Origin of the sequence: Agriterribacter sp., assembly GCF_035497235.1 — a bacterium.
GTDB lineage: Bacteria > Bacteroidota > Bacteroidia > Chitinophagales > Chitinophagaceae > Agriterribacter.
This window is the reverse complement of the sequence record NZ_DATJEB010000052.1, coordinates 58,961-82,305: the sequence shown is the minus strand read 5'-3', so window position 1 is coordinate 82,305 and position 23,345 is coordinate 58,961. Positions and strand designations below refer to the sequence as shown.

General features: G+C 42.1%; 13 protein-coding genes and 1 pseudogene. 11 read left to right on the top strand and 3 right to left on the bottom strand.

Features of this window, described 5'->3' with window-relative positions; all coding sequences use genetic code 11:
• Window positions 1-84: 84 nt before the first annotated feature.
• The 3 genes from VL121_RS18575 to VL121_RS18565 are packed head-to-tail and all read right to left on the bottom strand — an operon-like array spanning window position 85 to window position 5,305.
• Window positions 85-918 carry a 3-keto-disaccharide hydrolase gene (locus tag VL121_RS18575; RefSeq protein ID WP_325408105.1) on the bottom strand — a complete coding sequence of 278 codons (834 nt, stop codon included), beginning with the start codon at window positions 916-918 and terminating at the stop codon, window positions 85-87.
• 12 nt (window positions 919-930) lie between these two features.
• Window positions 931-4,149 carry a PVC-type heme-binding CxxCH protein gene (locus tag VL121_RS18570; protein ID WP_325408104.1) on the bottom strand — a complete coding sequence of 1,073 codons (3,219 nt, stop codon included), beginning with the start codon at window positions 4,147-4,149 and terminating at the stop codon, window positions 931-933.
• Window positions 4,142-5,305, bottom strand: a complete 1,164-nt coding sequence (locus tag VL121_RS18565; protein WP_325408103.1) for a hypothetical protein — start codon at window positions 5,303-5,305, stop codon at window positions 4,142-4,144. The genes VL121_RS18570 and VL121_RS18565 overlap by 8 nt, the downstream gene beginning before the upstream one ends.
• 197 nt (window positions 5,306-5,502) lie before the next feature.
• Here VL121_RS18565 and VL121_RS18560 point away from each other — a divergent pair, with 197 nt between their 5' ends.
• The 11 genes and pseudogenes from VL121_RS18560 to VL121_RS18510 all read left to right on the top strand — a co-directional run bounded on the left by VL121_RS18560 (window position 5,503) and on the right by VL121_RS18510 (window position 23,316).
• Window positions 5,503-7,530 (top strand): beta-L-arabinofuranosidase domain-containing protein, encoded by a 2,028-nt coding sequence (locus tag VL121_RS18560; RefSeq protein ID WP_325408102.1) that lies wholly within the window; start codon window positions 5,503-5,505, stop codon window positions 7,528-7,530.
• 198 nt (window positions 7,531-7,728) lie between these two features.
• Window positions 7,729-8,316, top strand: coding sequence for an RNA polymerase sigma-70 factor (locus VL121_RS18555; protein ID WP_325408101.1), 588 nt, complete (start codon window positions 7,729-7,731; stop codon window positions 8,314-8,316).
• A gap of 377 nt (window positions 8,317-8,693) precedes the next feature.
• On the top strand, window positions 8,694-9,779 hold the full coding sequence (locus tag VL121_RS18550) for a FecR family protein (protein ID WP_325408100.1): 1,086 nt from the start codon (window positions 8,694-8,696) through the stop codon (window positions 9,777-9,779).
• A 186-nt stretch (window positions 9,780-9,965) separates the two neighbouring features.
• Window positions 9,966-11,741 (top strand): SusC/RagA family TonB-linked outer membrane protein, encoded by a 1,776-nt coding sequence (locus tag VL121_RS18545; protein WP_325408099.1) that lies wholly within the window; start codon window positions 9,966-9,968, stop codon window positions 11,739-11,741.
• A 67-nt stretch (window positions 11,742-11,808) separates the two neighbouring features.
• Window positions 11,809-13,389 (top strand): SusC/RagA family TonB-linked outer membrane protein, encoded by a 1,581-nt coding sequence (locus VL121_RS18540; protein WP_325408098.1) that lies wholly within the window; start codon window positions 11,809-11,811, stop codon window positions 13,387-13,389.
• An 11-nt stretch (window positions 13,390-13,400) separates the two neighbouring features.
• The gene (locus VL121_RS18535; protein WP_325408097.1) at window positions 13,401-15,179 is read left to right on the top strand and encodes a RagB/SusD family nutrient uptake outer membrane protein; all 1,779 of its coding nucleotides are present in this window, start codon (window positions 13,401-13,403) and stop codon (window positions 15,177-15,179) included.
• Between the two features lie 367 nt (window positions 15,180-15,546).
• The gene (locus VL121_RS18530; protein ID WP_325408096.1) at window positions 15,547-16,374 is read left to right on the top strand and encodes a 3-keto-disaccharide hydrolase; all 828 of its coding nucleotides are present in this window, start codon (window positions 15,547-15,549) and stop codon (window positions 16,372-16,374) included.
• 98 nt (window positions 16,375-16,472) lie between these two features.
• A complete protein-coding gene (locus tag VL121_RS18525) occupies window positions 16,473-19,118 on the top strand; it encodes a hypothetical protein (protein WP_325408095.1) in 2,646 nt (881 codons plus the stop codon).
• 128 nt (window positions 19,119-19,246) lie between these two features.
• A pseudogene (locus VL121_RS18520) lies at window positions 19,247-19,942 on the top strand (DUF4838 domain-containing protein).
• Complete coding sequence (locus tag VL121_RS18515; protein ID WP_325408094.1) at window positions 19,939-20,580, top strand: DUF4838 domain-containing protein; 642 nt, start codon at window positions 19,939-19,941, stop codon at window positions 20,578-20,580. Before VL121_RS18520 ends, VL121_RS18515 begins: the two are co-directional and overlap by 4 nt.
• A gap of 105 nt (window positions 20,581-20,685) precedes the next feature.
• Window positions 20,686-23,316 carry a COG1470 family protein gene (locus tag VL121_RS18510; protein WP_325408093.1) on the top strand — a complete coding sequence of 877 codons (2,631 nt, stop codon included), beginning with the start codon at window positions 20,686-20,688 and terminating at the stop codon, window positions 23,314-23,316.
• Window positions 23,317-23,345: the final 29 nt, after the last annotated feature.

Sequence of the window (23,345 nt, the reverse complement as noted above, 5' to 3'; positions counted from 1 at the left end):
AAGTAAGATAATGTCAGATTCTATACTCACCGTGTCCGGTAACCGCAGTATTAGCGGGATACTTTTTTTAGCAGGCTATCCCCGCTATTGTGTACTTATTGGCGTGAGTTCGATCCGTCTTATCAGCATTTCCGCGCCTTCGGATTGAATTTGTATCCGTCCTTTTGCGGGTTTAACCTGCATCGCCTGATTTACCAGCACGCCATTTAAAAATATAGAGATATCATTTCCTTTGGCAACAACTTCCATCCTGTTCCATTCCCCCACCGGTTTTTCAACATCGCTTTTTCCCCTAAAATCAATTACATCCTCCCAGTCAGCATCGCGGCCGTACCAGTTAATGCGCCCGCCATGAATAGTAACAGGCTTGCCATCCGGCTGAAAAAGATAACTGCCTCCCTGTTTTTCAGTTGCTACCGGGCAGGTAATAGCAAAGTTTTCAGTTTTATCGCCAACCACCAGTAAGTCGCCTGTGCCGCCTTCTATAATCTGGCATTCAATTCCGTGCATCCAGGTACCATCATAACCGCCATCCATTCCGGTAGAATGTACCAGTATACCATTATCTCTTGCATTCTTTACACGTGGTTCCCATGTTTTTGTTCCCCATTTAAATTCAACAGTTAGCGTGAAGTTTTCATATTCTTTGTTGGTAGTAATGCAACCCCATTCCTCACCCGATACCCTAATCATCTTATCGTTAACCGTAAATACTTTTTGGGGATCGCTGCCTCTTCCCCGCCCTTTAATAAAAGTGTACCAGCCTTTTAGATTTTTGCCATTGAAGAGCTCAATCGTTTTGCTGGTTTTTATGTCTGTGGCACTTAATAAGGCTGTATTGGTTTGTGCAAAACTGCCTTCTGCAATAAATGTCAGGGAGGAAAGGAATGCCAGAAAAATAAGGATTCTTTTTTCCATTGTATTCAAAGTTTAGTGACTTTTTATTTGTCCCAGTCCGTCAGGTAAAGAAACCAGGTAGGCCATCAGGTTAGCCAGTTCCTGTTTGTCTAATATTTTGTCTAATCCGGGTGGCATCATAGAAACATTTTGCAGTTCAATGGAACTGATTTCGCTGCGCGGTACCCGCATGATGGAACCGGGGCCGGTTGCTACTATGATGGCATCCGGCAATTGTTCGGTGATGATGCCTGTGTACGTATTGGTTTTGGTTATTATTTTTGATGTTTCATGCTCCCGTGCAAAGCTGGCATTGGGGTATACAATGGCTTCCAGCAAATCGTGCCGCGATCTGATTTCACCGATATTTGTCAGGTCAGGCCCAAACTGCCCCCCATTCTTTTCTACAGAGTGGCAGGTGAAACAGGTGGCTTTGCCAAAGAAAAGATTGCGCCCTTCTCCCACATCGCCTCTTTTGAGCGAGGCCTCTAATTGTTCCAACTGCGATAAACGTGACGCCTGCTGATCTTGCAGTGTTTTCATAAGGGGTTCGGCCAATGCCTGCACGGATGACGGGTATGCGTCAAACAATTTTTGCATGTCCTTTACAGACAGGCTGCCCAACCCGTTGGTGGAAGATTGCAGTGCTGTTATCAGTGCCTTGCCTACTTCTTCACTTTTGCTTTTTTCAAACGCAGTAATAAGCGAAGGCAGTAAAAAAACATCCGCCTGCGCCACTTGTTCTTTTGCCAGGGATAGCAATTGCGTGTCGCTTACATTAGACTGGGCAAGCAAACGCACTGCAGATTGCCTGACGGGCGATTCCTGATCTTTATCTAAGAAATGAAACAGCAATTGAAATTCCGAATCGGAAAGTAATTTCTCCGACTTTAATCGTGCACTGAAAGCTTTAAGCCTGAAAGCAGTGGGAGGCTTTGTATCCTGTATAATTTGGTTGAGTTCTTTGTTCAATGTATTAATGCCATGCGATTCAATTAAATCTAATACCGCGGAACGGAGTGTTGTATTATCGCCTTTTAATAGATTACCCAATGGATTTATCCATGCAGAAGGAATGTTTTGAACCGCACTGCGGCCAATTACATCCATCAAAAACATTTTCTTTTCAACCGGTGTTGCTGAACTTGATAACTGGGCTCCAATGAATTTTTGCAACGTCTTGTCATCGCTGAAGGCTGCCATGAGCTCACGTAATGATGATCGTTCTTCCTCCGGCAATGCCGCTGTATTTAATTGCTTTTGCAGGAAGTTGGTTACAATGTCGCTCCAGTTAGGGTGATGCATTGCAACCCATATACCTGTATTACGGATTGTTTTATTTCCATCGGACAGAGCAGCAGCTAACTGATTTTTTTGCAGTGGTGAACCGTCCATCTGATCGAGCGCCACCAATGCCGCCTTACGCATATTAACAGAGCTATTGTTTAATGCAAGTGTCAGGGGTGCCACTTTTTTCAGGGTGATGAGCGAATAAATTATTGCATGTTCTACAAAACGGCCATCAGGGTTTTTGGAAGCGCTTATAAGTGCCGCTACCGCCTTTTCATCGCCAATTTGGCCAAGCGCTGTTGCGGCCTGCCGCCGGGCGGGGGCTTCATCTTGCCGCACCATTTGCATTAACTTATTCAGTGCCTCTTTGTCTTTTGCTATACCCGCCATGCGGGCTGCAGCGGTACGTACAATAACGCTTTGATCATCCAATGCTTTACGCACGCCCTCTTTTGCGGATGCGGTGTTTATGCGCGAAAGGGCAAACACTGCTGCCGCACGCAGTTCTTCATCTTTAATAGTGGGTATTGCATTTTTAAGTGCATCAACAGCGGGTTCGCCGGTTATAACAATTTGTTCTATAGCATTGTCGCGAACAAAAGGCCGATCATCCATCATATATTTAACAAGATCAGGTACGGGCATCTCTTTAAAATTCAATTTCCTTCCCCAGGGATCGTTTACAACCGGCGCACCCGTTTTGCGAATGCGGTAAATGCCACCCAATACGTTGGTTTTAGCCACCACAGAAAGTGGGCAGCCCGCAATAAACCAGCCGCCGGTATTCACCATCAGCAAACTGCCATCCGCATCTTCCAGTATATCCGTTGGATGCATATCCAAACTATCGGATTGCATAAAAGGTTCGTCTGCAGTTTTAAACGTAGCGCCTTCCGGGGTAATAATATGCCGCATAATTCGCCCCGTATTAAACTGGGCGGTAAATAAATTGCCTTTGAATGCGGCGCCAAACGCCGATCCGCGATAGCGCATTATACCCGCATGAGATATCCGCGCCAGCTTTGTCATCACAGGCATCAGTTCACCCGTTAACTTCAGGTGGTCTTCTTCAATAACGCTGTTGGGTTTGGGATACACGCCGCCTTCCACCCAATGCATCACGGCATCACGAAACCCGTCTTTAGGATCGGTGAAATAGGTCATTGTTCCTATTGTTTCGCCCGAAGGCATAAAAGCAATCTCTACGGAGTTGTCGAAGCCTCCGCCCGAAACAGATTCCAATCCCGTTCCATCCGGCCGGCATCGCCAAATTCGTGCGCCCTTTCCCGTTAGGGAGTCGCCTTCTTTTGTTGTAATGCTAAATCCGCGCCGGGCGTCGGCTAAATACAACCAGCCATCGGGCCCCATAAAAGGTCCGCTCAGCGTGGCCGCATTATGATGCAGCACCCATCCGCTCAATACTGCTTCCCGCTTTTCGGCTATGCCATCTCCATCTGCATCCGTAAAGCGCATGAGGTTGGGCGGTGCGGCTACATATAAGCTTCCCCGGTAAAAATAGGCGCCCATTGGATAGGAAATATGATCTGCGTATACGATGCTCTTATCAAAAACTCCATCGTCATCCATATCTTCCAAAAGCCGGATTTGAAAAGTTGGATTCTCTAATACATCTTCAGTAGACGTTGTTTTTCCGCTCGACTCGATTACAAAAAGCCGGCCCTGGTTATCAAAACTGGCAAACATGGGGTAGGAGAGCAGGTCTGGCCCCGCTACCCGTTCTATCGTATATCCTTCCGGAACCCTTAACCCATCTGTTACTGCCGGCGGTTTTTGTTTGCAGGAAGTGAAAAGGCTACTTGTTCCCAGTAGGATAATTAATATTACCGGTGTATAAGCATTCCATTTAGATTTTGTGATTATGGGGTTAGCGAAGACACTAACCCCGGAGGCCGCCATCATGCGTTTGATTATATAGTTTAAGGTGAATGGGATATTATTCATATATACAGTCTTTTAAAAATGCAGGCGTATATCCTTTTTCCACCGCCCATTTTACCGCGGTTAATACTTTTTGCCGGTAATTGGGTTGATAGTTATGGTAACCCGGATAAAAGTATTGTTCATGTATCAGTAAATCTGCATAAGGTGGTTTACGGCCTTGTTGTTCATATTGATCTAAATAAGGAATAATCTGCTCTGTTTTTTTTGTGTCTATAATGATACTGCTTTTTATAAAACTAATCGCTTCTTTATTGTCTCTCCATAAAAATCGTTTATTAATATGTCTTCTTTGCTCCACATTTAAGTAATAGGAACAAGGAGACAGATTATCGTCTACATTAAAGTCGCATAGTTGTCCCGTATACCCCGCGTCTCTCAGTGCCCTGGATACTTCAACCGGCACTTCGCCCCAATGCAGGGTGGTAACTGGTCCCGTTAATTCATCTCCTGCAAAACGCCTGATCTGTTGGATTACCGCATCGCATTCTGTTTTTACCTGGTCATAACCGGCTTGTATATAAGGATTGTCGGGAAACTCCGCTTTTGCATGAAAGCTAAGCTGCAACCAACTGGCATTAGCCCGCCATTCATTTTTAAACTGATCGGTCATTTGAGAAAGGTTGAAGCCATCGGTTTCGTAAAAGATATTGATATGCACTTTAGTGTCATACGCATCATGTACCTCTTTTAAAAATCCGAGAAAGGGGTTGTTGAAGATTGAACTATACGTGGATGTATTGGCGTTGATGTCTTTTAAAAACCATACCGCATCATCAATAGAAAGCCTGTAATTATCTGCCAGGTTTTTAAGCCAGTATACCGTGATGTTTTTTTGTATTCCGGTTTTTTTATCGCTCAGTTCAATTACATTTTTAAAATCAGCCAAAGCTATTTCAGCCGTAAAAATTCCATTACGTTTTTTTGCCTGTATACCATTCACGGTAATAGAACTGTTGGCAGGCGCCGCAATTTTTACCAGGGCTTGTAATGTTCCGCCCATTACTATACCATCATGTTTATGCAGCATGTCTCCGTCAATGGGGCTAATAAAATGGAGGTTGCCCCCGCCTCCTGTTTCGCCGGCAAACTGCAAAGGGCTGAAGGCCAGCCCCAGTGCCGTCAGCGAATTATGTTTTATAAATTGACGCCTATGCATTGCCGATGGTTTTGTGGTTTAACCTGAATGTTTTATTTGAAATTAAGACAAATGCAATAATGAGTCCATATATTTAGGTCAAATATTTCTTATCGTCCCGCATCAAATAGGGAGGTAGATATAAAATCGTTACCTTAATTTTTTATTGTTTAAGATGCTAACCCAAATTAATTATTTAAAGCCTTTTAAAACAGCATATGAAAAAAATATTACTGCCATTTCTTTTTATAAGTTTCATGCTTCATGCTTTTGGGCAGCTAAACAAGAAAAATAGTTCCGGAGATTATACTCATAGCCGTGCGCCACTCCGGCAAAACCCATATACAGAACTTGCATTGGGAGCCATTAAACCGCAGGGATGGTTAAAAGAGATGCTGACCAGGCAAAAAAATGGCGCAACAGGAAACCTGGATACCCTTTATCCGCTGGTAATGAACCACAGGAATGGCTGGCTGGGTGGTGACGGAGATCAATGGGAGCGCGGCCCATACTGGATAGACGGACTTTTGCCGCTTGCCTATATTTTGGGTGATAAGGCGCTGATCGCAAAAACAAAGCCCTGGATTGAGTGGGCTATAAACAGTCAGCAGCCAGATGGATATTTTGGGCCTGCTAAAGACTATAGCGCTGAGCCGGGCCTTCAAAGAGACAATAGCCGTGACTGGTGGCCAAAAATGGTAATGCTTAAAATTTTGAAGCAGTATTATAGTGCAACTCATGATCAAAGAGTGATTACACTCATGACGAACTATTTTAAATACCAATTGAAAGAACTTCCCCAAAAACCGCTTGATCACTGGACTTTTTGGGCACGTTACCGGGGAGGTGATAATTTAATGATTGTTTACTGGCTTTATAATATAACAGGCGACAAATTTCTGCTTGAATTGGGCGATCTGCTTCACAGGCAGACCTTTGATTATACAAATGCATTTTTACATACCGATATGCTTTCCAATCCGGGAAGCATTCATTGTGTAAACCTTGCCCAGGGAATAAAAGAGCCCATCATTTATTACCAGCATCATCCTGAACAAAAATACTTAGATGCAACGGAGAAAGGTTTTGAAGATATCCGGAAATACAACGGGATGGCACACGGACTTTATGGCGGCGACGAAGCTTTGCATGGAAATAATCCAACACAGGGCTCAGAATTATGTTCTGCTGTTGAAATGATGTTCAGTCTTGAAAAAATACTCGGCATTACCGGGGAGGTGCGTTATGCAGATCACCTGGAGAAAATAGCCTTTAATGCTTTGCCCACCCAGGTATCGGATGATTTTATGAGCAGGCAGTATTTTCAGCAGGCTAACCAGGTAATGATAACAAGGCATATCCGTAATTTTGATGTTAACCATGGCGGAACAGATGTATGCTATGGTTTGCTCACGGGATATCCCTGCTGTACATCGAATATGCACCAGGGCTGGCCAAAATTCACCCAAAACCTGTGGTATGCAACGCCCGATGGAGGACTTGCAGCGCTGATTTATTCACCAAGTTCAGTAAAGGCCATTGTTGCAGGAGGAACAGCCATATCATTCAATGAAGAAACCGATTACCCGTTCGGGGAGTCTGTAAAATTTACTTTACAGGTGGATAACAAAAATAAACCGGTTACTTTTCCTTTTCACCTGCGTATACCCGCATGGTGCAAAAAAGCTGTCATAAAGATCAATGATAAAATTTGGCAGGAAGCCGTGGGAAACCAGGTTATTAAAATTAACCGTGAATGGAAATCGGGTGACAGGGTTGAATTAGCGCTGCCGATGCATATCTTTAAAAACACCTGGCATGAAAATTCGGTTTCCATTGAACGCGGGCCGATTGTATACGCATTAAAAATCGGTGAAGAAGTGAAGGAGGTTAAAAATGACAAAGATCCGGTAGCCTATGGAAACAGTTATTTTGAAGTGCGGCCCACCACGCCATGGAATTACGGACTAAATGACATAGCAGATAATAAGCTGGATGAACATTATGTGTTTGAGAAAGAGAAAGCAATTGCAAACTTTCCCTGGAATGCGGGCAGTGTGCCCGTTTCCATAAAAACCAAAGCCAGGCGCATTCCATCGTGGCAATTGTACAATGAAATGACGGGGCCTGTTCCATACAGCGTCACTTACCAGTTGGAGACGGCAAAAGAAGAAGAAGAAATTATTTTAATACCTTATGGCGCCACCCGGTTGCGGATTTCCCAGTTTCCGGTGATTGGAAGGTAGGATATTATGCTTTCTTTCAATAAAAGAATAAAATCTTTTGTCCTTTAGGAATGGGTGATGTGCAGCTTTACGTAAATGCGCAAACGATTACCAGAGGGGAAGATGTGAGTAGAAGGTGGTATAAGAAAAATGATGTTATGTTTTTTAGAAAAAATAACAATAACTTCATCAGGCCAAATAAGTCCAAAACTATCTGTAATGACGGGAAAAGAGATATTTGCACTACAGGAACAGGTTGCTTTTTTTAATGATCAACAAGCTTTTAAGCAGTTGTTCCGTCATTATTATACCGGGCTTTTCCAGTTTGCGGCCGCTATAGTGAAAGTAAAAGAAGTAGCGGAAGAAATAGTGGGAGACGTTTTCGTTAAAATCTGGAATAAGCGTTCCACTATCGCTAATATTTCCAACCTGAGCGTATACCTCTACGTTTCTGTCAAAAATCAATGCTTGAATTATGTTAGCCGGCAGGGTGATGCCAGTATAATGGACCTGAACCAGCTTGATGTAATATGCGGTGAACTGGTGCCTAACCCGGAAGATTTAATGGTTGCTTCTGAACTTTTGCAATTAATAAATAAGTCTATTCATGAATTGCCGCCCAGGTGCCGGATTGTATATAAGCTTGTTAAGGAGGATGGACTTACCTATAAAGAAGTTGCAGAAGTGCTGAATATTTCTCCCCGTACCGTAGAAAACCATATTGCGGTGGCAGTCAGGAAAATTGCCGCATCGCTTAATATTGATTTCTCCGCTTATAATAAAACTTCTTCATTTTTATCCAAATAATGAATGTAGAACTTCAAAGCTGAAATTCATTTCGCTTCAGATTGTTTCACGCAAAGGGTGGGGAGGAGCAATGAGCGCAAAGGATTTTTTCACTTTTCATCAATTACTTGTCGGCCTCAGCAATGTTCAATTTTATTCAATAGTTGAAATGGAAGAACTATAAGTTTGAAGCTATTCTAAAGCGCCGTCTTGCTCCACCGTGTGGAGAGGAAAAGGGCCCGTCAGGATGACAGGTTCGGACGGGCCCGCCCGAACGATGTTTAGTCGGGCGGGCGGGAGTAAGGTTCGGGTTTTCCATTTGCCCGCAACTAAAAATATTTCATTACCTACTAGGGGGCGGGGCTCATTATTGTGTCCTTCATAATATAACACACAAAATGAAGGAAGCCAGGATTTATATTTTATTAGGAAAAAAATTAAGTAATGAAGCAACGCAGGATGATCTGGCTGAATTAGAACAACTGTTGCAGGATAAGCATGTTGAGCCTTACCTGGTGGAGTTGTTGCGGGAGGTTTGGCAAAAGAAAGCAAGGATACGTGAATCGGAGCTGGATGAGAAATGGGAGCGGGCCGCCCATCGCATGGTAATGGAATCTGAAATAAGTAATGTAACCGCACCACTGCCTTCCGGTAAAATATTTAAATTGTTTTCACGCAGGGCAGCGGTTGCAGCCGCCGGGTTAACCGGGCTTATGTTATTATCTGTATGGCTGTTGCAGCCTGCCGGGAAACAACAGCATGCCGTTGCTGCAGTTATTGAAACGAAAGATTCTGTAACAGTAGTTCCGCGCGGTGAACGAAAAATAATAATGCTGCCGGATAGCACCAATGTTCATTTAAATAGTGGCAGCAGCCTGGTATATAATAAAGACTTCGGCAATAATAACCGTGAGGTATGGTTAAAGGGGGAGGGCTTTTTTGAAGTAACCAAAGATGCCGTACATCCTTTTTGGGTTAATACCAGCCGGATGACAGTGAAGGTATTGGGTACTGTTTTTAATGTAAAGGCGTACGATACCAGGGAAGATATAGAAACAACGGTAGTGGAAGGCAAAGTGGAAGTTAGCCTGAAAGAAGATGCCGAGAAAAAAGTGATCTTATTACCCAATGAAAAAATTTCCCTCAGAAATAGTAGTATACCAAAAGAGGGTGCGTATGCTCTAACTGTGCCACTTAGTTATGAAGTTCAGGCTGTAAAGCCCGATAAAAAGGAAACAACCATGCCTGAAGAAGCGGTATGGGTAAAAGAAAAATTGGTTTTTACCCAGGAGCCGCTTGAGATAGTTGCGTTGAAAATGGAACGCTGGTATAATGTGCATATTCATTTTAAAAATGAGAAAATGAAGAATTTACTTATGACCGGAGATTTTGATAATGTAAGCCTTAGTGAGGCGATGCACGTATTGAAGATTATGGTGGGATTTGAGTATGATATAAATGGCAACGATGTTTTTATCAGGTAATGCTTATACATGCATATTATAAACCCAAAAACTTGCTTATGATTTATTGTAGTTCCCCATAAAATAATTTATAAAGAAGGGAAGAGGTTGAAGCTCTTCCCCAAAAAAGCTAATGTATTGAACAGCGGAATCAGCCAGACTGTAGAGTCTGCTTATTCCCCTTTATTAACTTTTCAATTCAAATATATGAAAAAAAGCAGGTACAGGCTGCATGGTATTTTTTTGCGCCAGGTATTTAAGTTTTTACTGTTTATGAAAATAACTTCATTGTTCCTCCTTGTTCCTTTGCTGCAACTATCCGCTAAGGGATATAGCCAGGAGAAATTTTCACTGAATTTAGACCAGGTTGAAGCGACAAAGGTTTTCGCGAATATCCAGAAAACAAGCGCTTACCGCTTTTTCTATCTGCAGCATGATATCAAAAAAATTGGTAAAGTAAATATTCATGTAACGGATGCCACCATACCGGAAATCATGCAGAAAGTGCTGGGTAATACCCTGGCCTATAAAATTTTGAACAATTACATGGTGGTAATTTCCCCCAGCCAGGCAGACCTTGTTAACCAGATAGATGTACGTGGCAGGGTAACAGACGATGCCGGCGAGCCACTGCAGGGAGCCTCTGTAAAAGTAAAAGGTCAAAGCGCTGGTGTAACTACTGAAGCGGATGGTTCTTTTTCCATTGCTGTGAATGCAAAAGCTGTGCTGGAAATAAGTATGGTAGGATACGAAACCATAGAAATACCGGTAAACGGAAGAAACCAGTTAAACAATATTGTATTAAAAATAGCAGATTCGGGGTTGAATGAAGTAGTGGTGGTTGGATATGGAACCCGTAAAAAAGCAACGCTAACAGGATCGGTAGCATCTGTTAAAGGCAGTGAACTTGCAAAATCACCGGCAGGTAATTTTTCAAATTCATTAGCAGGCCGGCTACCGGGGTTGGTGGCTATCACCAGAACAGGCGAGCCCGGTAATGATGGGTCTACGTTAAGGATACGCGGCGCGAACACACTCGGTGATAATTCCCCGCTTGTTGTAGTTGATGGTATTGCGGGCCGGAGTTTGGAAAGGCTGGATCCTGCTACCATTGAATCTGTAACCGTCTTAAAAGACGCGTCTGCTGCAATTTATGGAGCACAGACTGCCAATGGCGTTATTCTTGTTACCACTAAGCGCGGTGCATCGGGAAAGCCTACTCTTCAACTTTCCCTGAACCAGGGATGGAATACGCCAACCGTTTTGCCAAAGATGGTGGATGCGCCACTTTACGCACAAATACAAAATGAAATTTCCGCTACCTATCATCCTGCCGCCCCATTGCCCTATTCAGAAGAGGACATTCAAAAATATAAGGATGGTTCCGATCCCTGGCTGTATCCTAACACGGATTGGTTTAAAGAAACAATAAAGAAAAATTCACCACAACGTTATGGAAACCTGACACTGTCCGGAGGCGCGGAAGCAATTAAATATTTTATTTCTTTAGGAAACAATTTTACGGATGGGATTTATCGCAACAGCGCTGTAAATTATTCCCAAACTAATTTTCAAAGTAATATAGATGCAAAGGTAAGTAACGCCATCCGTTTAAGTTTTGATATAGTGGGGCGCCAGGAAAACAGGAACTATCCGGGCGGCGGATCTAACGGTGGCAGCGCCGATGGGGCGCAAAATATTTTCTGGGCTTTGAACAGGTCTTTTCCTACCTGGCCTGCAAGGTGGCCTAATGGATTACCCGGACCGGATATTGAGTATGGCGCCAACCCGGTAGTGTTGGTTACTGATGCAACCGGATATACCAAACCAAGAAATTATGTTTTGCAGAGTAACATGAAGCTCCTCGTTACAATTCCCTGGGTAAGCGGGTTATCCCTAACGGCCAATGCCGCAGTAGATAAGAATTTCCTGAGCGCTAAGCAATTCAGAAAGCCATGGTATTTATTTATATACCTGGGATAAACAAACTTACGATGACAGCGGCCAGCCGCTTCTTTTACCTTCCAAAAAAGGAAATACGGATCCCCGGTTGCGTCAGTGGATGGATAACAGCTCTAATATAACCCTCAATGCGCTGCTCAATTATGACCGTACTTTTAATAAACATGATGTTAAAGCGCTTTTTGCTACAGAACGTATCGCTGGCGATAATATGAACTTTTGGGCTTTCAGAAGATCTTATACGAGTGAGATTCTTGATGAACTGGACCTGGGAAGTAATGCATTAAAAGACAATGGCGGATCATCAAGTGTAGTCCGCAGGTTAAATTATTTTGGAAGGGTAAGTTATGCCTACGATTCAAAATACCTCGCTGAATTTGTTTGGAGGTATGATGGCTCCTATATTTTCGACCCGGTTGGTAAACAATTTGGATTTTTTCCAGGTATTTCTTTAGGATATAGAATTTCTAAAGAAAATTTCTGGAAAGATAATATCTCTTTTATCAATGAAATGAAAATACGGGGTTCCTGGGGAAAAACAGGTAACGACCGGATAGCCCCCTATCAATACCTTACAACTTATGGTTACAATGGCAGCTATGTATTTAACGAAAGCGTTTCAGAACAGGCGCTGCGCGCATTGCGTATTCCAAATGAAGGAGTTACCTGGGAAATAGCCAATCAATCTAATATTGGATTCGATGCCCAACTGCTCAATAATAAATTAACGATTAGTGCTGATTATTTCAATAACCTGCGTACAAACATCCTGGCATACAGAAATGCTTCTGTGCCGGGCTCTGCGGGGCTGAACCTGCCACGGGAAAATATTGGTAAAGTGGTTAATAAAGGCTTTGAGTTTCAGGTCTCATACCTTGATAACACTGGCGATCTGAGTTATCAGGTATCTGTTAATGGCGCTTATTCAAAAAATCATATTAAATTCTGGGATGAAACGCCAGGTAATCCTGAATATCAAAAATCTACCGGCAACCAGATGAACGCAAGATTGTATTACCAGGCAATAGGCGTATTTATAGATGCGGCGGCAATAGATAAGTACCCTCATTGGAATGGCGCCCGGCCAGGCGATATTATATTTAAAGATGTAAATGATGATGGAAAGATTGATGGACTGGATCGGGTAAGAAGCAACAAAACCACCATACCAACATTTACCGGAGGGTTTACTATAGATTTGGAATATAAGCGTTTTTATGCAACCATACTTTTCCAGGGAGCAGCAGGCGCCGAAAGATCGTACAGAACTTTTTCAGGAGGTCCAGGCGTAGGAAATTTTATGTATAACCTGGTGAAAGACCGCTGGACACCCGACAATCCAAGTGCTGAAAATCCAAGAGCATGGGAACGGGGTGGTGCATACTGGATGACCGATGGAGAGCCTAATAATACCTACTTCGTTAGAAGCAGTGATTATTTAAGGCTGAAAAATTTTGAAATTGGCTATAGCCTGCCATCCGGGTACACTGAAAAAATAGGCATACAGTCTTTAAGGGTTTATGTAAGCGCCCTCAACTTCCTGACTTTTACAAAGATGAAGGATTTCGATCCTGAATCACCGGATGATGCTCCAGGCTCTATTTGGGTAAACAGCCAGGTTTATCCGTTAAACAAAACAACCAATATTGGATTGACAGTGACATTCTAAAATCAAAGTATATGAATTATAAAAATTCAAACTTATTATATATATTTCTTGGGTTCACCTTCACGCTGCTATTATCGTGTAATAAAAGTTTTCTTGATACAAAACCTTCCACACAATTTGCAGAGTCGGATGTATGGTCTGATGCCAATCTCATACAGCTAAATATGAATAGTATTTACACTCAGAATCCATGGTCGTTCAGCTGGACTTCCTTAAGTGTAGATGAGGCCCGGTGCTACGATGGTGGTAATGACTATAACATGAGCAATATGCTGATGACGCCTGATAATGCGGGCTGGGGCGACTGGAACGGAAGGTACAGGGCCATCAGGGATTGTAATGTATTCCTGGAAAATATAGACAAGTTAGGAGACGATCAGGCATTAATTGATGGCGTTACATTAAAGGATAGATTGAAAGGGGAAGCTACTTTTTTAAGAGCCTGGTACTATCATTTGCTGATCAAATATTTTGGCGGAGTGCCGCTAATTACAAAATCTTATACTTTAACAGATGATTTCACGGCGCCCCGAAACAGCTTTGCTGAGTGTGTTCAGTTTATTTCCGATGAATGCGATAAGGCGGCGGCGTTATTGCCCCTGGAAAATACGGGTGAAAACAAAGGAAGAGCAACCAAGGGTGCCGCTTTGGCACTTAAATCGAGAATACTGCTTCATGCAGCCAGTGATCTTTACAACACGGCATTCCCCGGTTTTTCCAATCCTGAACTGCTTGGCTATGTTGACGGCAACAGAGACCAACGCTGGCAGGCTGCCAAAGATGCGGCTAAAGCTGTGATTGATCTTGGCATATATGGCTTATACCAGCCCAATCCCGCATCTGCCGAAGAAGCCACAAAAAATTACGAGGAACTCTTTACCTCAAAACAAAGCGAGGAAGACATTTTCATACGTTACTTCAGTGCCTCCGTAAATCAGGGTGCTGATTTTTGGGGTGTGTTCCCCAATGGATTTGGCGGGATAGAAACAAATGGACCTACCAGTGAACTGGTAGACGCTTATGAAATGTCTGACGGTACTGTATTCTCCCGGGCCAATCCTGCTCAGAATATAGAGCCCTACAAGAACAGGGATCCACGTTTTTACGCTACAATACTATATGAGGGCGCGAAGTTCAGACCACGTCCTGCCAACTTACAGGGAATTGATCCTGTTGGTGTTTTGCAGGTTGGCACATGGGAAAAGTGGGATGCTGAAGCAGGTAAAGTTACTTATGTGTATGGATTGGATAGCCGGAACAGTGCTGTTTATGGAGGGGGCTATAATAACGCCGGCACGTCCATGCTCAAGTATATCAACCGCAGAACCGATATGTATGTAAATCACCAGGATGATTTAACGTGGCGCTATATCCGGTATAGCGAAATAATCCTTAATTATGCTGAAGCATGTATTGGATTGGGTGAGGATGTTGAGGCCCGTACTTATATTAACATGATAAGAAAAAAAGCGGCCATGCCTGATGTTACAGAATCTGGCGATGCGTTAAAAGAACGCTATCAAAATGAAAGGCGTATTGAATTGGTGTTTGAGGATCATCGGTTTTTCGATGTACGCCGTTGGATGATAGGCCCCGAAGCGTATCACCCAATGCATGGAGTTGATGTTGTTTACAAGCTAAATCCCGATCGTACAACTGCCACTATTCCAATTATTACCCCGGTAGAAATAACGACTGGAAAGTGGGAGGATAAGGCATATTTTTTGCCAATATCGAGGGATGAAATGAATAAGAATCCAAAGTTGGTACAAAACCCCGGGTATAATTAGTAAATGGTATTGAGCAACGATGATGGGATGCATTTCAAATTGTCGTGGGCGGTGAAGACACCGCCCACATGAAGCAAAGTAATGCGACAATTTGAAATACACCCTGATGGTCACGTTTTAGTAAGAATAGCTGTACATCGCATATTCCTGTTTATCAGGCTTCGTTTGTATTAATGCCCAATATAGATTACGCATTACTTTGTATTGTAACAAATGTTGACAGCAGCATTTGTTACAATACTTCTTATTATGGCCGTTCCGAATATCAATCCGGCACTTATAAGGATGTTTATAAATAAAAATTCATTTTCCGCTAACGCTAAGAGCAGTGATTAACCCGATAGATATATGAGTTATTTTCCACTCCATGCTACTAAGCCTTTCGAAACGCAAACGCTTAGTACCTGTAACTATATGCATAAATAAATGGAAGGATGATGGAGGGCTGAAGCCGGGCAGCAACCGCGACAAACAAATTAAAATGAAACATACTTTACTTATATCTGTAGGTTTTCTTTTTTTAATGGGGGCTTGTAACCGGAAGGATAATGATCCGTCAGGTGTTGACGCCGAATACATTTTCAGCGAAGTATACCAAAACCAGTGGAAGGGATCGCCGGATCACTGGCGCTGGGAAAATGGTTTACTGACAGGTGAAACTACCCAAAACAATCCGGTCAAACAAAGCGCTTTCCTGGTCTGGAACCGGGAAGTAGAAGATTTCATCCTAAACATCTCCTTTCGCATTTCTTCCAAAGGAAATAGCGGTATTTATTACCGGTGTGAACAGGGGCCCGATGGCTATGATAATTTGCTCGGCTACCAGGCAGATATTGACGGACAAAATACCTATACCGGGATAGTGTATGAAAATTTTATCAACAGGCATCATAAGATATTGGCTGCACAGGGACAGATGGTTCGCATTTCGGAAATAGATAGTGTACTTTCTTTTCCCTTCTTTACTAAAGACCAATCCATCAAAGAATATGTAAAAGACAATGCATGGAATGAATATGAACTGATTGTAAAAGGCACACTGATTGTTCAAAAACTAAACGGACACCTGGTGTCTATGGTGGAAGACAGAGCAAAGGATCGAATGAAGAAAGGATTGTTTGGATTTCAACTGCACCAGGGTCCACCCATGAAAGTAGAATTCAAAGATGCCCGGTTTAGAGATTTAAGTCCTTAGCTCAAATACAGGAATACAATTGATTACCGCAACATTATATTTTGCAAACAGGTTCAATATTTAACAGCATTACTATAACCGAATAATCAATAAATGATATGATATACGCAAGTGCAAAGACATTCTTTTCCATTCTTAGAAAAAACGGATGGTCTTCTGTAATACCAACAATATTTCTTGTGGTGTTTCTTTTTAGCTGCAGTCAGAATAAGGAGCAGAACCAGACAAAGGATAATTCGACAACGGAATTGGCTATGGATAAGTTGAATGAGGCGCCATCCGGTGATCTTCGTATTTTACCGGGTTTTAAAGCGGAATTATTATATGAAGTTCCCCGGAAGTCACAGGGAACCTGGGTTAGCCTGGCTATAGATGAACAGGGTAGCATGGTTGCTTCTGATGAATATCAGCAGGGAATGTACCGGATTGATGTACAGCAAAACGAAGACGGAAAACCGAAAGTGCAGGTTTCCAAAATGGTGCTGCCTGCTACAGGCGCCCAGGGACTTGCCTGGTTTAAAAAAAGTTTATACGCTAATGTAAACGGAAGTGGTTTGTTTCGTATGTCATCAAGCCAAAATGATGGTATTTTAGATGAAATGAAATTTATGGGCGGGCCTCAAAGTTCCAGTGATCATGGTAACCATGCTTTAGTGCCGACACCCGATGGCAGCGGCCTTTTTGTAGTGAATGGAAATCATACCCCGCTGCCTGAAAAATATACCAGTCGTGTACTCAATTGGAAAGAAGATATTTTACTTACCCGGCAGTGGGATGCCAGAGGTCATGCGATGGGTATCTTAGCACCCGGTGGATATGTTGCCCGGATAGACGGCGATGCACACAACTGGGATATCCTGAGTGTGGGTTATCGTAACACCTACGATATGGCTGTTTATCCTAATGGAGAGCTGTTTACTTTTGACTCGGATATGGAATGGGACATGGGAATGCCCTGGTACCGTCCTACCAGGATCCTGCATGTGGTGAGCGGCAGTGATTACGGCTGGCGCAGCGGAAGCGGAAAATGGAAGGATTTTTACGAAGACAGCCATCCCTCTTTATTAGATGTAGGACCAGCCTCCCCCACCGGGGTATTGTTTGGAACAGGAGCCCGGTTCCCGGAAAAATACCAGAAAGCATTGTTTGCTTTAGACTGGACCTACGGCACTATTTATGCTTTCCATCTGAAACCGAAAGGAGCAAGTTATACTGCTACGGCAGAAGAATTTTTATCGGGACATCCTTTAGCTGTTGTTGATGCCGTGATTGGAAAAGACGGAGCGATGTATTTTATTACCGGCGGGTGGAGTAATGACACCAAATTATACCGTGTAACCTATACCGGTGAAGCGTCTACTGAGCCGGTACAATACAGGGAAGATCAGGAAGGACTTGCGTTCCGGAAGATCAGGCACCGCCTCGAAGCGTTCCACGGGCGCCGTGATGCCGGGGCGGTTTCTGCGGCTTGGCCCTATCTTGCAGATGAAGACCGGTTTATCAGGAATGCAGCACGTGTTGCCATTGAGTTTCAACCAGTATCGGGCTGGATATCACGTGCAAAAGCTGAAGCACGGCCTCAGGCTGTTATTACCAGCACGGTTGCATTGGCACGCGCCGGAAATTCAACTAACCTGGATGATGCTTTAACCCTCCTGGAAAAATTAGACTTCACCAGCCTGGATAATTTGAAAAAACTGGGCTATCTGCGCGCATTATCACTGAGTTTTATGCGACTGGGAAAACCAGATCAGGCTATATGTCAAAAAATCGCTGACCGGTTAGTGAAGTTTTTGCCCGATGAAGATGAAAGGGTAAATGTAGAGTTAGTACGGGTATTGATTTATCTGAAAGACGCCCGTATAATTGCAACGGCACTGGATTTGATACGAAACAGTAAGACCCCGCCAGCGCCCGACTGGGGAACAACCGTTAAGCGAAATAACAGTTATGGTGGCACTGTTCAACAAATGCTTGATAATCCACCCCCGGCGAATAAGCTCGAATACCTGTTCATGCTGAGAGATTTAAAAGAGGGTTGGACGATTGATCAGCGAAAAACTTATTTCAGTATGATCAATAACGCAGCAGATGCTATGGGTGGTGAAAGCTATTGGGGATTTTTAGAGCGTATGCGCAACGAAGCATTACTGGGCGTTTCGGAAGCAGATCGTATTGCACTGGGTGATGTTATTTCAAAGCCTATTGCAAAAGCACCACCCTTTGAAATAAAGCCGGTGAAAGGCCCGGGAAAGAACTGGACAGTGGACAATGCTTTGCAGGCGGTGAATAAGCCTTCGGGAACAAAAAGCTTTGAGCAGGGACGCAATGCCTTCTTTGCCATAGGTTGTGCATCCTGCCATCGTTTCGATGGGTTGGGAGGTAATATAGGGCCAGACCTGGGCGCTGTGGGGAATCGTTTTTCTATTCAAAAAATATTGGAAGATATTATTCATCCCAGTGAAACCATTGCTGATTTGTACGGAAGCTCCCGCGTTACATTGAAAAGCGGTCGTAGCCTGGAAGGACTATTGGTAAAAGAGGAAGCTTTCATTAAGGTATACAGCCGGGATCCTAACCGGGCGCCGGATATTGTGCCCTCTTCCGAGGTAGCATCTATCGAACCGGTTTCTGTTTCGCAAATGCCACCCGGACTGATTAATTCACTCAATGCGGATGAATTGAGAAGCCTGATGGCGTACCTGCGATCCGGCGGCGATCCCAAACATGAGGCTTTCAAGTAGGCAAGAGAATTAAATACCCGGATTTAAAAGTAAACAAACCTGGTTGTATTTCATCTTCGCGATGTCATTATCGTTAGTATTGCGGAGAGCCGTAGTAATCGCCATGAACATATAGACTTGCGCCACAGATTAAAGTAATACCTAAAAAGAATAAACTAATTTTTGGTCAGTATAATTATAAAAGTGCTCCCGGAATACAAGTAAGAAATGATTTCTATTTTGAAGCTTTCGATCCAACTTGGGCCGCAAGAAACAAAATGAACGGCAGAATGAATTTTGTTCAACAACCCGGAGGCGTTGAAGGGTTTTGGGCTGTGCATACCTTTTACCCATTAATGCCCCCTGCTGAATTTTTTGATAAACATCCGGAATACTATAGTCTTATTAATGGTAAAAGAGTGCACCAGGTAAATAAAAATAACAGAAAGGAATTAGCTCAGCTATGTTTAAGTAATAAAAATGTTTTAAAAATTGTTACGAAGCGTATCAAAGATAAGATTCGCGTTTATCCAGAACATCTGATATATGATGTTTCTCAAAATGACTATTACAATCCCTGTGAGTGCGACAAATGTCAGGCCATTGTTAAAAAAGAAGGAGAAGAATCAGGTCTCATGATATGGTTTGTTAACCAGGTGGCAGAAGCAATATAAAAAGATTTTCCAGATAAATATATTGGTACCTTAGCTTATCGATATACGCGTACCCCTCCCAGGAATATAAAGCCAAGGAAGAATGTAGTAGTTAGGCTATGCCCTATTGAAGCTTGCGTAGCGCACGATTTAAAATCATGTGAACGCAATAAATCCTTTTGGATGACATGAAAACATGGGCAAGTATTTCTCCGCAATTATACATATGGGATTACGTAGTAAATTTTGCTCATTATGTAATGCCCTATCCCAACTTTGCGGTATTGCAGCCCAATATTAAAACTTTTAAAAAAAATAAAAGTATTGGTATTATGGAGCAGGCAGCCTATCAAAGCCGTGGTAGGGAGTTCTCTGAGCTAAAAGCATATCTTATTGCTAAACTACTATGGAATCCTGATACCAGTACAAACAAGGTGATAGCAGATTTTATATATGGATATTATGGAAGATCGGGCGTATATGTTAAGCAATATTTTGATTTAACACAGAGTTTGGTGAAACCCGATACACATATGAAAATTGGTATTAAACCCAATGATATAATGTTTACAGATGAATTTGTAAGCAAAGCGCTTTATCTGTTTGATGAAGCTGGAAAAGTTGCAGATAATCAGGAGATTTCATCAAGAGTAGCCTTATCGGCATTACCTGTATATTACTTAAAATGCATGCGCAATCCTGTAGAAGCCCGGGAGTCAGGCTTATACAATAAAGCACTTACAATTATGCAGAAAGAGGGCGTAACCTTTCTGGCAGAAAACAGCACGAGTGTAGAAAGGTTTAAAAAGCATGTTGAAGAAGCGAAATAAGGAAGCGAAATAAGTACTTGCTAAGGGTTATGCATTATTTTCAATTGAATCAAACGTATAAGCTCTAATTATTTTTATGTTATGCTAAAATTACTGCCAATCATAATGTTAAGTCTCCTGGCTACAGGTTGTTCGAACAAATCTTCATTAGAAAGCTTTGCCCAAACCAAAGGTGAAGACATTATGCAACCTGTTAACAGCAAATTTCAGTTTAATGGGTTTACAGAGTACTGGCAAAACCTGTATGAAAACAGGATCAGTTATGGTAATCTTTTCAGGATAAATGTCAGAGAACTTGATAAATCAATTCTTAAAGCAAAGGTTAGCGTAGCAGAAGATTTAGGTATTCCGGGTTTACAAATGCAGGAGGGATTTTTAAACGGACTGTTTAATACAGCATACGAGTTAATTGAAAATCCTTCAGCAGCATCATTAAACGCAGCTATTAAAAGCGAGAAAAACATATTTGTAATAGTAGATAGTGAAACTGAAACAGGTAAGAAATTGCTGGGAAATTATAATCCGCAATCGTTTGCAGAAGCGCTGTCAAGCTATCAGGCGCAAGCAGAAGATTTTACTCGTGTACATGCTTTTATACTGAGTAACAGTAAAAAAAAGCTGTATGTAGTTGCTTCGAAAGAAAAAAAATACCTGGACAACTTTAAATTAATGGTAAGCAATACAGAAAAGATTTTAGCTGAGTATGATTTAAAAAAAGGTTGGTTTGGTGCACAAACACTTATTAAAAGTGTGACCTGCACACCCGGAACACCTATTGAATTAATAGGTAAAGGAATGAACGAAGGTAACTCCTGGTTTGTTTTTGACGGATATATGGAATTTTTGGCACAAAAGGAAATTGAAAACTGGGTAAGTGAGGTTAACTTACCTGTAGTAACAGATGTAGGTTTTTCACCCATATATGGTTGTGAAAATTACGATGAATTACAGGTGCAAAGTATGTTTACCCCAGACGCATGGATAAAATATGCTAAAGAAAAGAAAGGATACGTGTTCACACCTGTTTACAACCCCGAGGCTAAAGATTTACAGTATGATGGTTATATTGCTCATGCCGGCAATATTGACCAAATAAATAATGATAACAAACCCTTTATTGCCAGTACCGGTTCGCTTATTAATGGCGCCACCACCAGCATGGTGGTTTTTAATAAAAAAAACGAACCTTTTACCAAAGCTGCATTGTGGAATGCTATAATCAATAAAAGAGAAGTAGCTGTTTTGGAAGAAGGTAAAATGATGGGACCTGCATTGTATCGCAATGCATTACAGCTATTACTACTCGACAGAATTTATCTTGAAACGTATTTTAATGACCGGGTAAATATAAATGCATTTACAAAAGGCAACAAGGCGTATATAACAATAATCAATACCGGATTAAAAAATATAGATGGCAATCTAACTGTACGTCTTCCCAAACAATTAAGTTTACGGGGTGATAGCACAACGCCTGTAAATATTACTGCGGGCAATACTAAAGAGCTTGTATTTGATATTGAACCTTCAACGAAAGCATTAGGCAGACCCAATGCTATTTATTTTGAGTATAACTGGGGTGGGAAATCAAAATTAACGGTAGCTTTAATGGAGCCGCCTCCCGCTATATCTGTGCATGAATTATTATATGGGAGCAGTTCGGGTGTTACTTATCCTATAAGCGTATATAATTTTTCTGCTAAAGATGCTGTTGCTGTAAAAGTAGCGGTTGCAGAAAAAAATAACAGCAGCAATATTGTTTTTGAAAAAGAACAAACACTTACTGTTCCTGTTAGTACTTATAAAACATGGGAGCTGGATTTGAAACTGCCTCCGGGAAGTTATACAGTGAATGTTTCTGCACTTGGCGTTACCGAAGCAACGCAGTTAGGTATAGAATCTTCAAATGGTGCAGCAAAAGCAAATGAAGTTGATTTGAATAATGACGGCATTAGTGAATATAACATGGAAAACGACCATGTTAGAGTGACATTGCTTACCACAGGCGCTCGTGTTATTGAATACATTGTTAAATCAAAAAACGATAACCTTCTGTTTAAGCTCTGGCCGGAAAAGCCTGTTGATGACAGGCGACCCTACAGAAACAGGGAATTTTATCCCTATGGCGGATTTGAAGATTTTCTGGGACAACCAAGTATAGAAACGCATAAAGTGTACGATGCAGAAGTGGTAAAGAAAGAAGGAGCGTATGTGCAGGTAAAAATGAAAGCTTCCTATTATGGCAATGTAATAGAAAAAATATTTACATTATATGGTAATTCGCCATTACTGGAAATACGGTTTGCATTGAGTATGAAGAATGCAGAATTAAGTATGTTAGGGCCACAGCCTATACTTGAAATTGGCAAAGTGCATGGACCGGAAGATAAATTTATTATTCCTGAAATGGATGGATTAAAGGAGTATAGAATGATGCAGGATAAATATTATGGACGGGCATTCTTTATTAATGAAGGCTGGAATGCCGGTTATGATACTAAAGAAGATATATCTTTTGCGGGCGCATTTCCGGTTAAGCAACCCATTTTTTTACACATGTGGATGAACCATCCGGTTAATCCGGGATCTCACTATTATTATGCAGAATTTCAACCATGGACACCATTGTTTCAAAACACAACTACATATTTTTCTTATTATATGTGGGGCGCCGGAGGTGGTTGGGAGCAAAGTGTAAAAGCATTAAGAGATAGAAATTTAATTACTGTACGTTAATTACAGCATAGCGCGTAAAACGCTGAAAC

Coding starts and splice junctions, on each gene's coding strand:
- VL121_RS18565 (WP_325408103.1), bottom strand. CDS start 5,305: ATGCATAGGCGTCAATTTATAAAACATAATTCGCTGACGGCACTGGGG.
- VL121_RS18550 (WP_325408100.1), top strand. CDS start 8,694: ATGAAGGAAGCCAGGATTTATATTTTATTAGGAAAAAAATTAAGTAAT.
- VL121_RS18510 (WP_325408093.1), top strand. CDS start 20,686: ATGTTAAGTCTCCTGGCTACAGGTTGTTCGAACAAATCTTCATTAGAA.
- VL121_RS18575 (WP_325408105.1), bottom strand. CDS start 918: ATGGAAAAAAGAATCCTTATTTTTCTGGCATTCCTTTCCTCCCTGACA.
- VL121_RS18525 (WP_325408095.1), top strand. CDS start 16,473: ATGATATACGCAAGTGCAAAGACATTCTTTTCCATTCTTAGAAAAAAC.
- VL121_RS18515 (WP_325408094.1), top strand. CDS start 19,939: ATGAAAACATGGGCAAGTATTTCTCCGCAATTATACATATGGGATTAC.
- VL121_RS18535 (WP_325408097.1), top strand. CDS start 13,401: ATGAATTATAAAAATTCAAACTTATTATATATATTTCTTGGGTTCACC.
- VL121_RS18545 (WP_325408099.1), top strand. CDS start 9,966: ATGAAAAAAAGCAGGTACAGGCTGCATGGTATTTTTTTGCGCCAGGTA.
- VL121_RS18560 (WP_325408102.1), top strand. CDS start 5,503: ATGAAAAAAATATTACTGCCATTTCTTTTTATAAGTTTCATGCTTCAT.
- VL121_RS18570 (WP_325408104.1), bottom strand. CDS start 4,149: ATGAATAATATCCCATTCACCTTAAACTATATAATCAAACGCATGATG.
- VL121_RS18555 (WP_325408101.1), top strand. CDS start 7,729: ATGACGGGAAAAGAGATATTTGCACTACAGGAACAGGTTGCTTTTTTT.
- VL121_RS18530 (WP_325408096.1), top strand. CDS start 15,547: ATGCTACTAAGCCTTTCGAAACGCAAACGCTTAGTACCTGTAACTATA.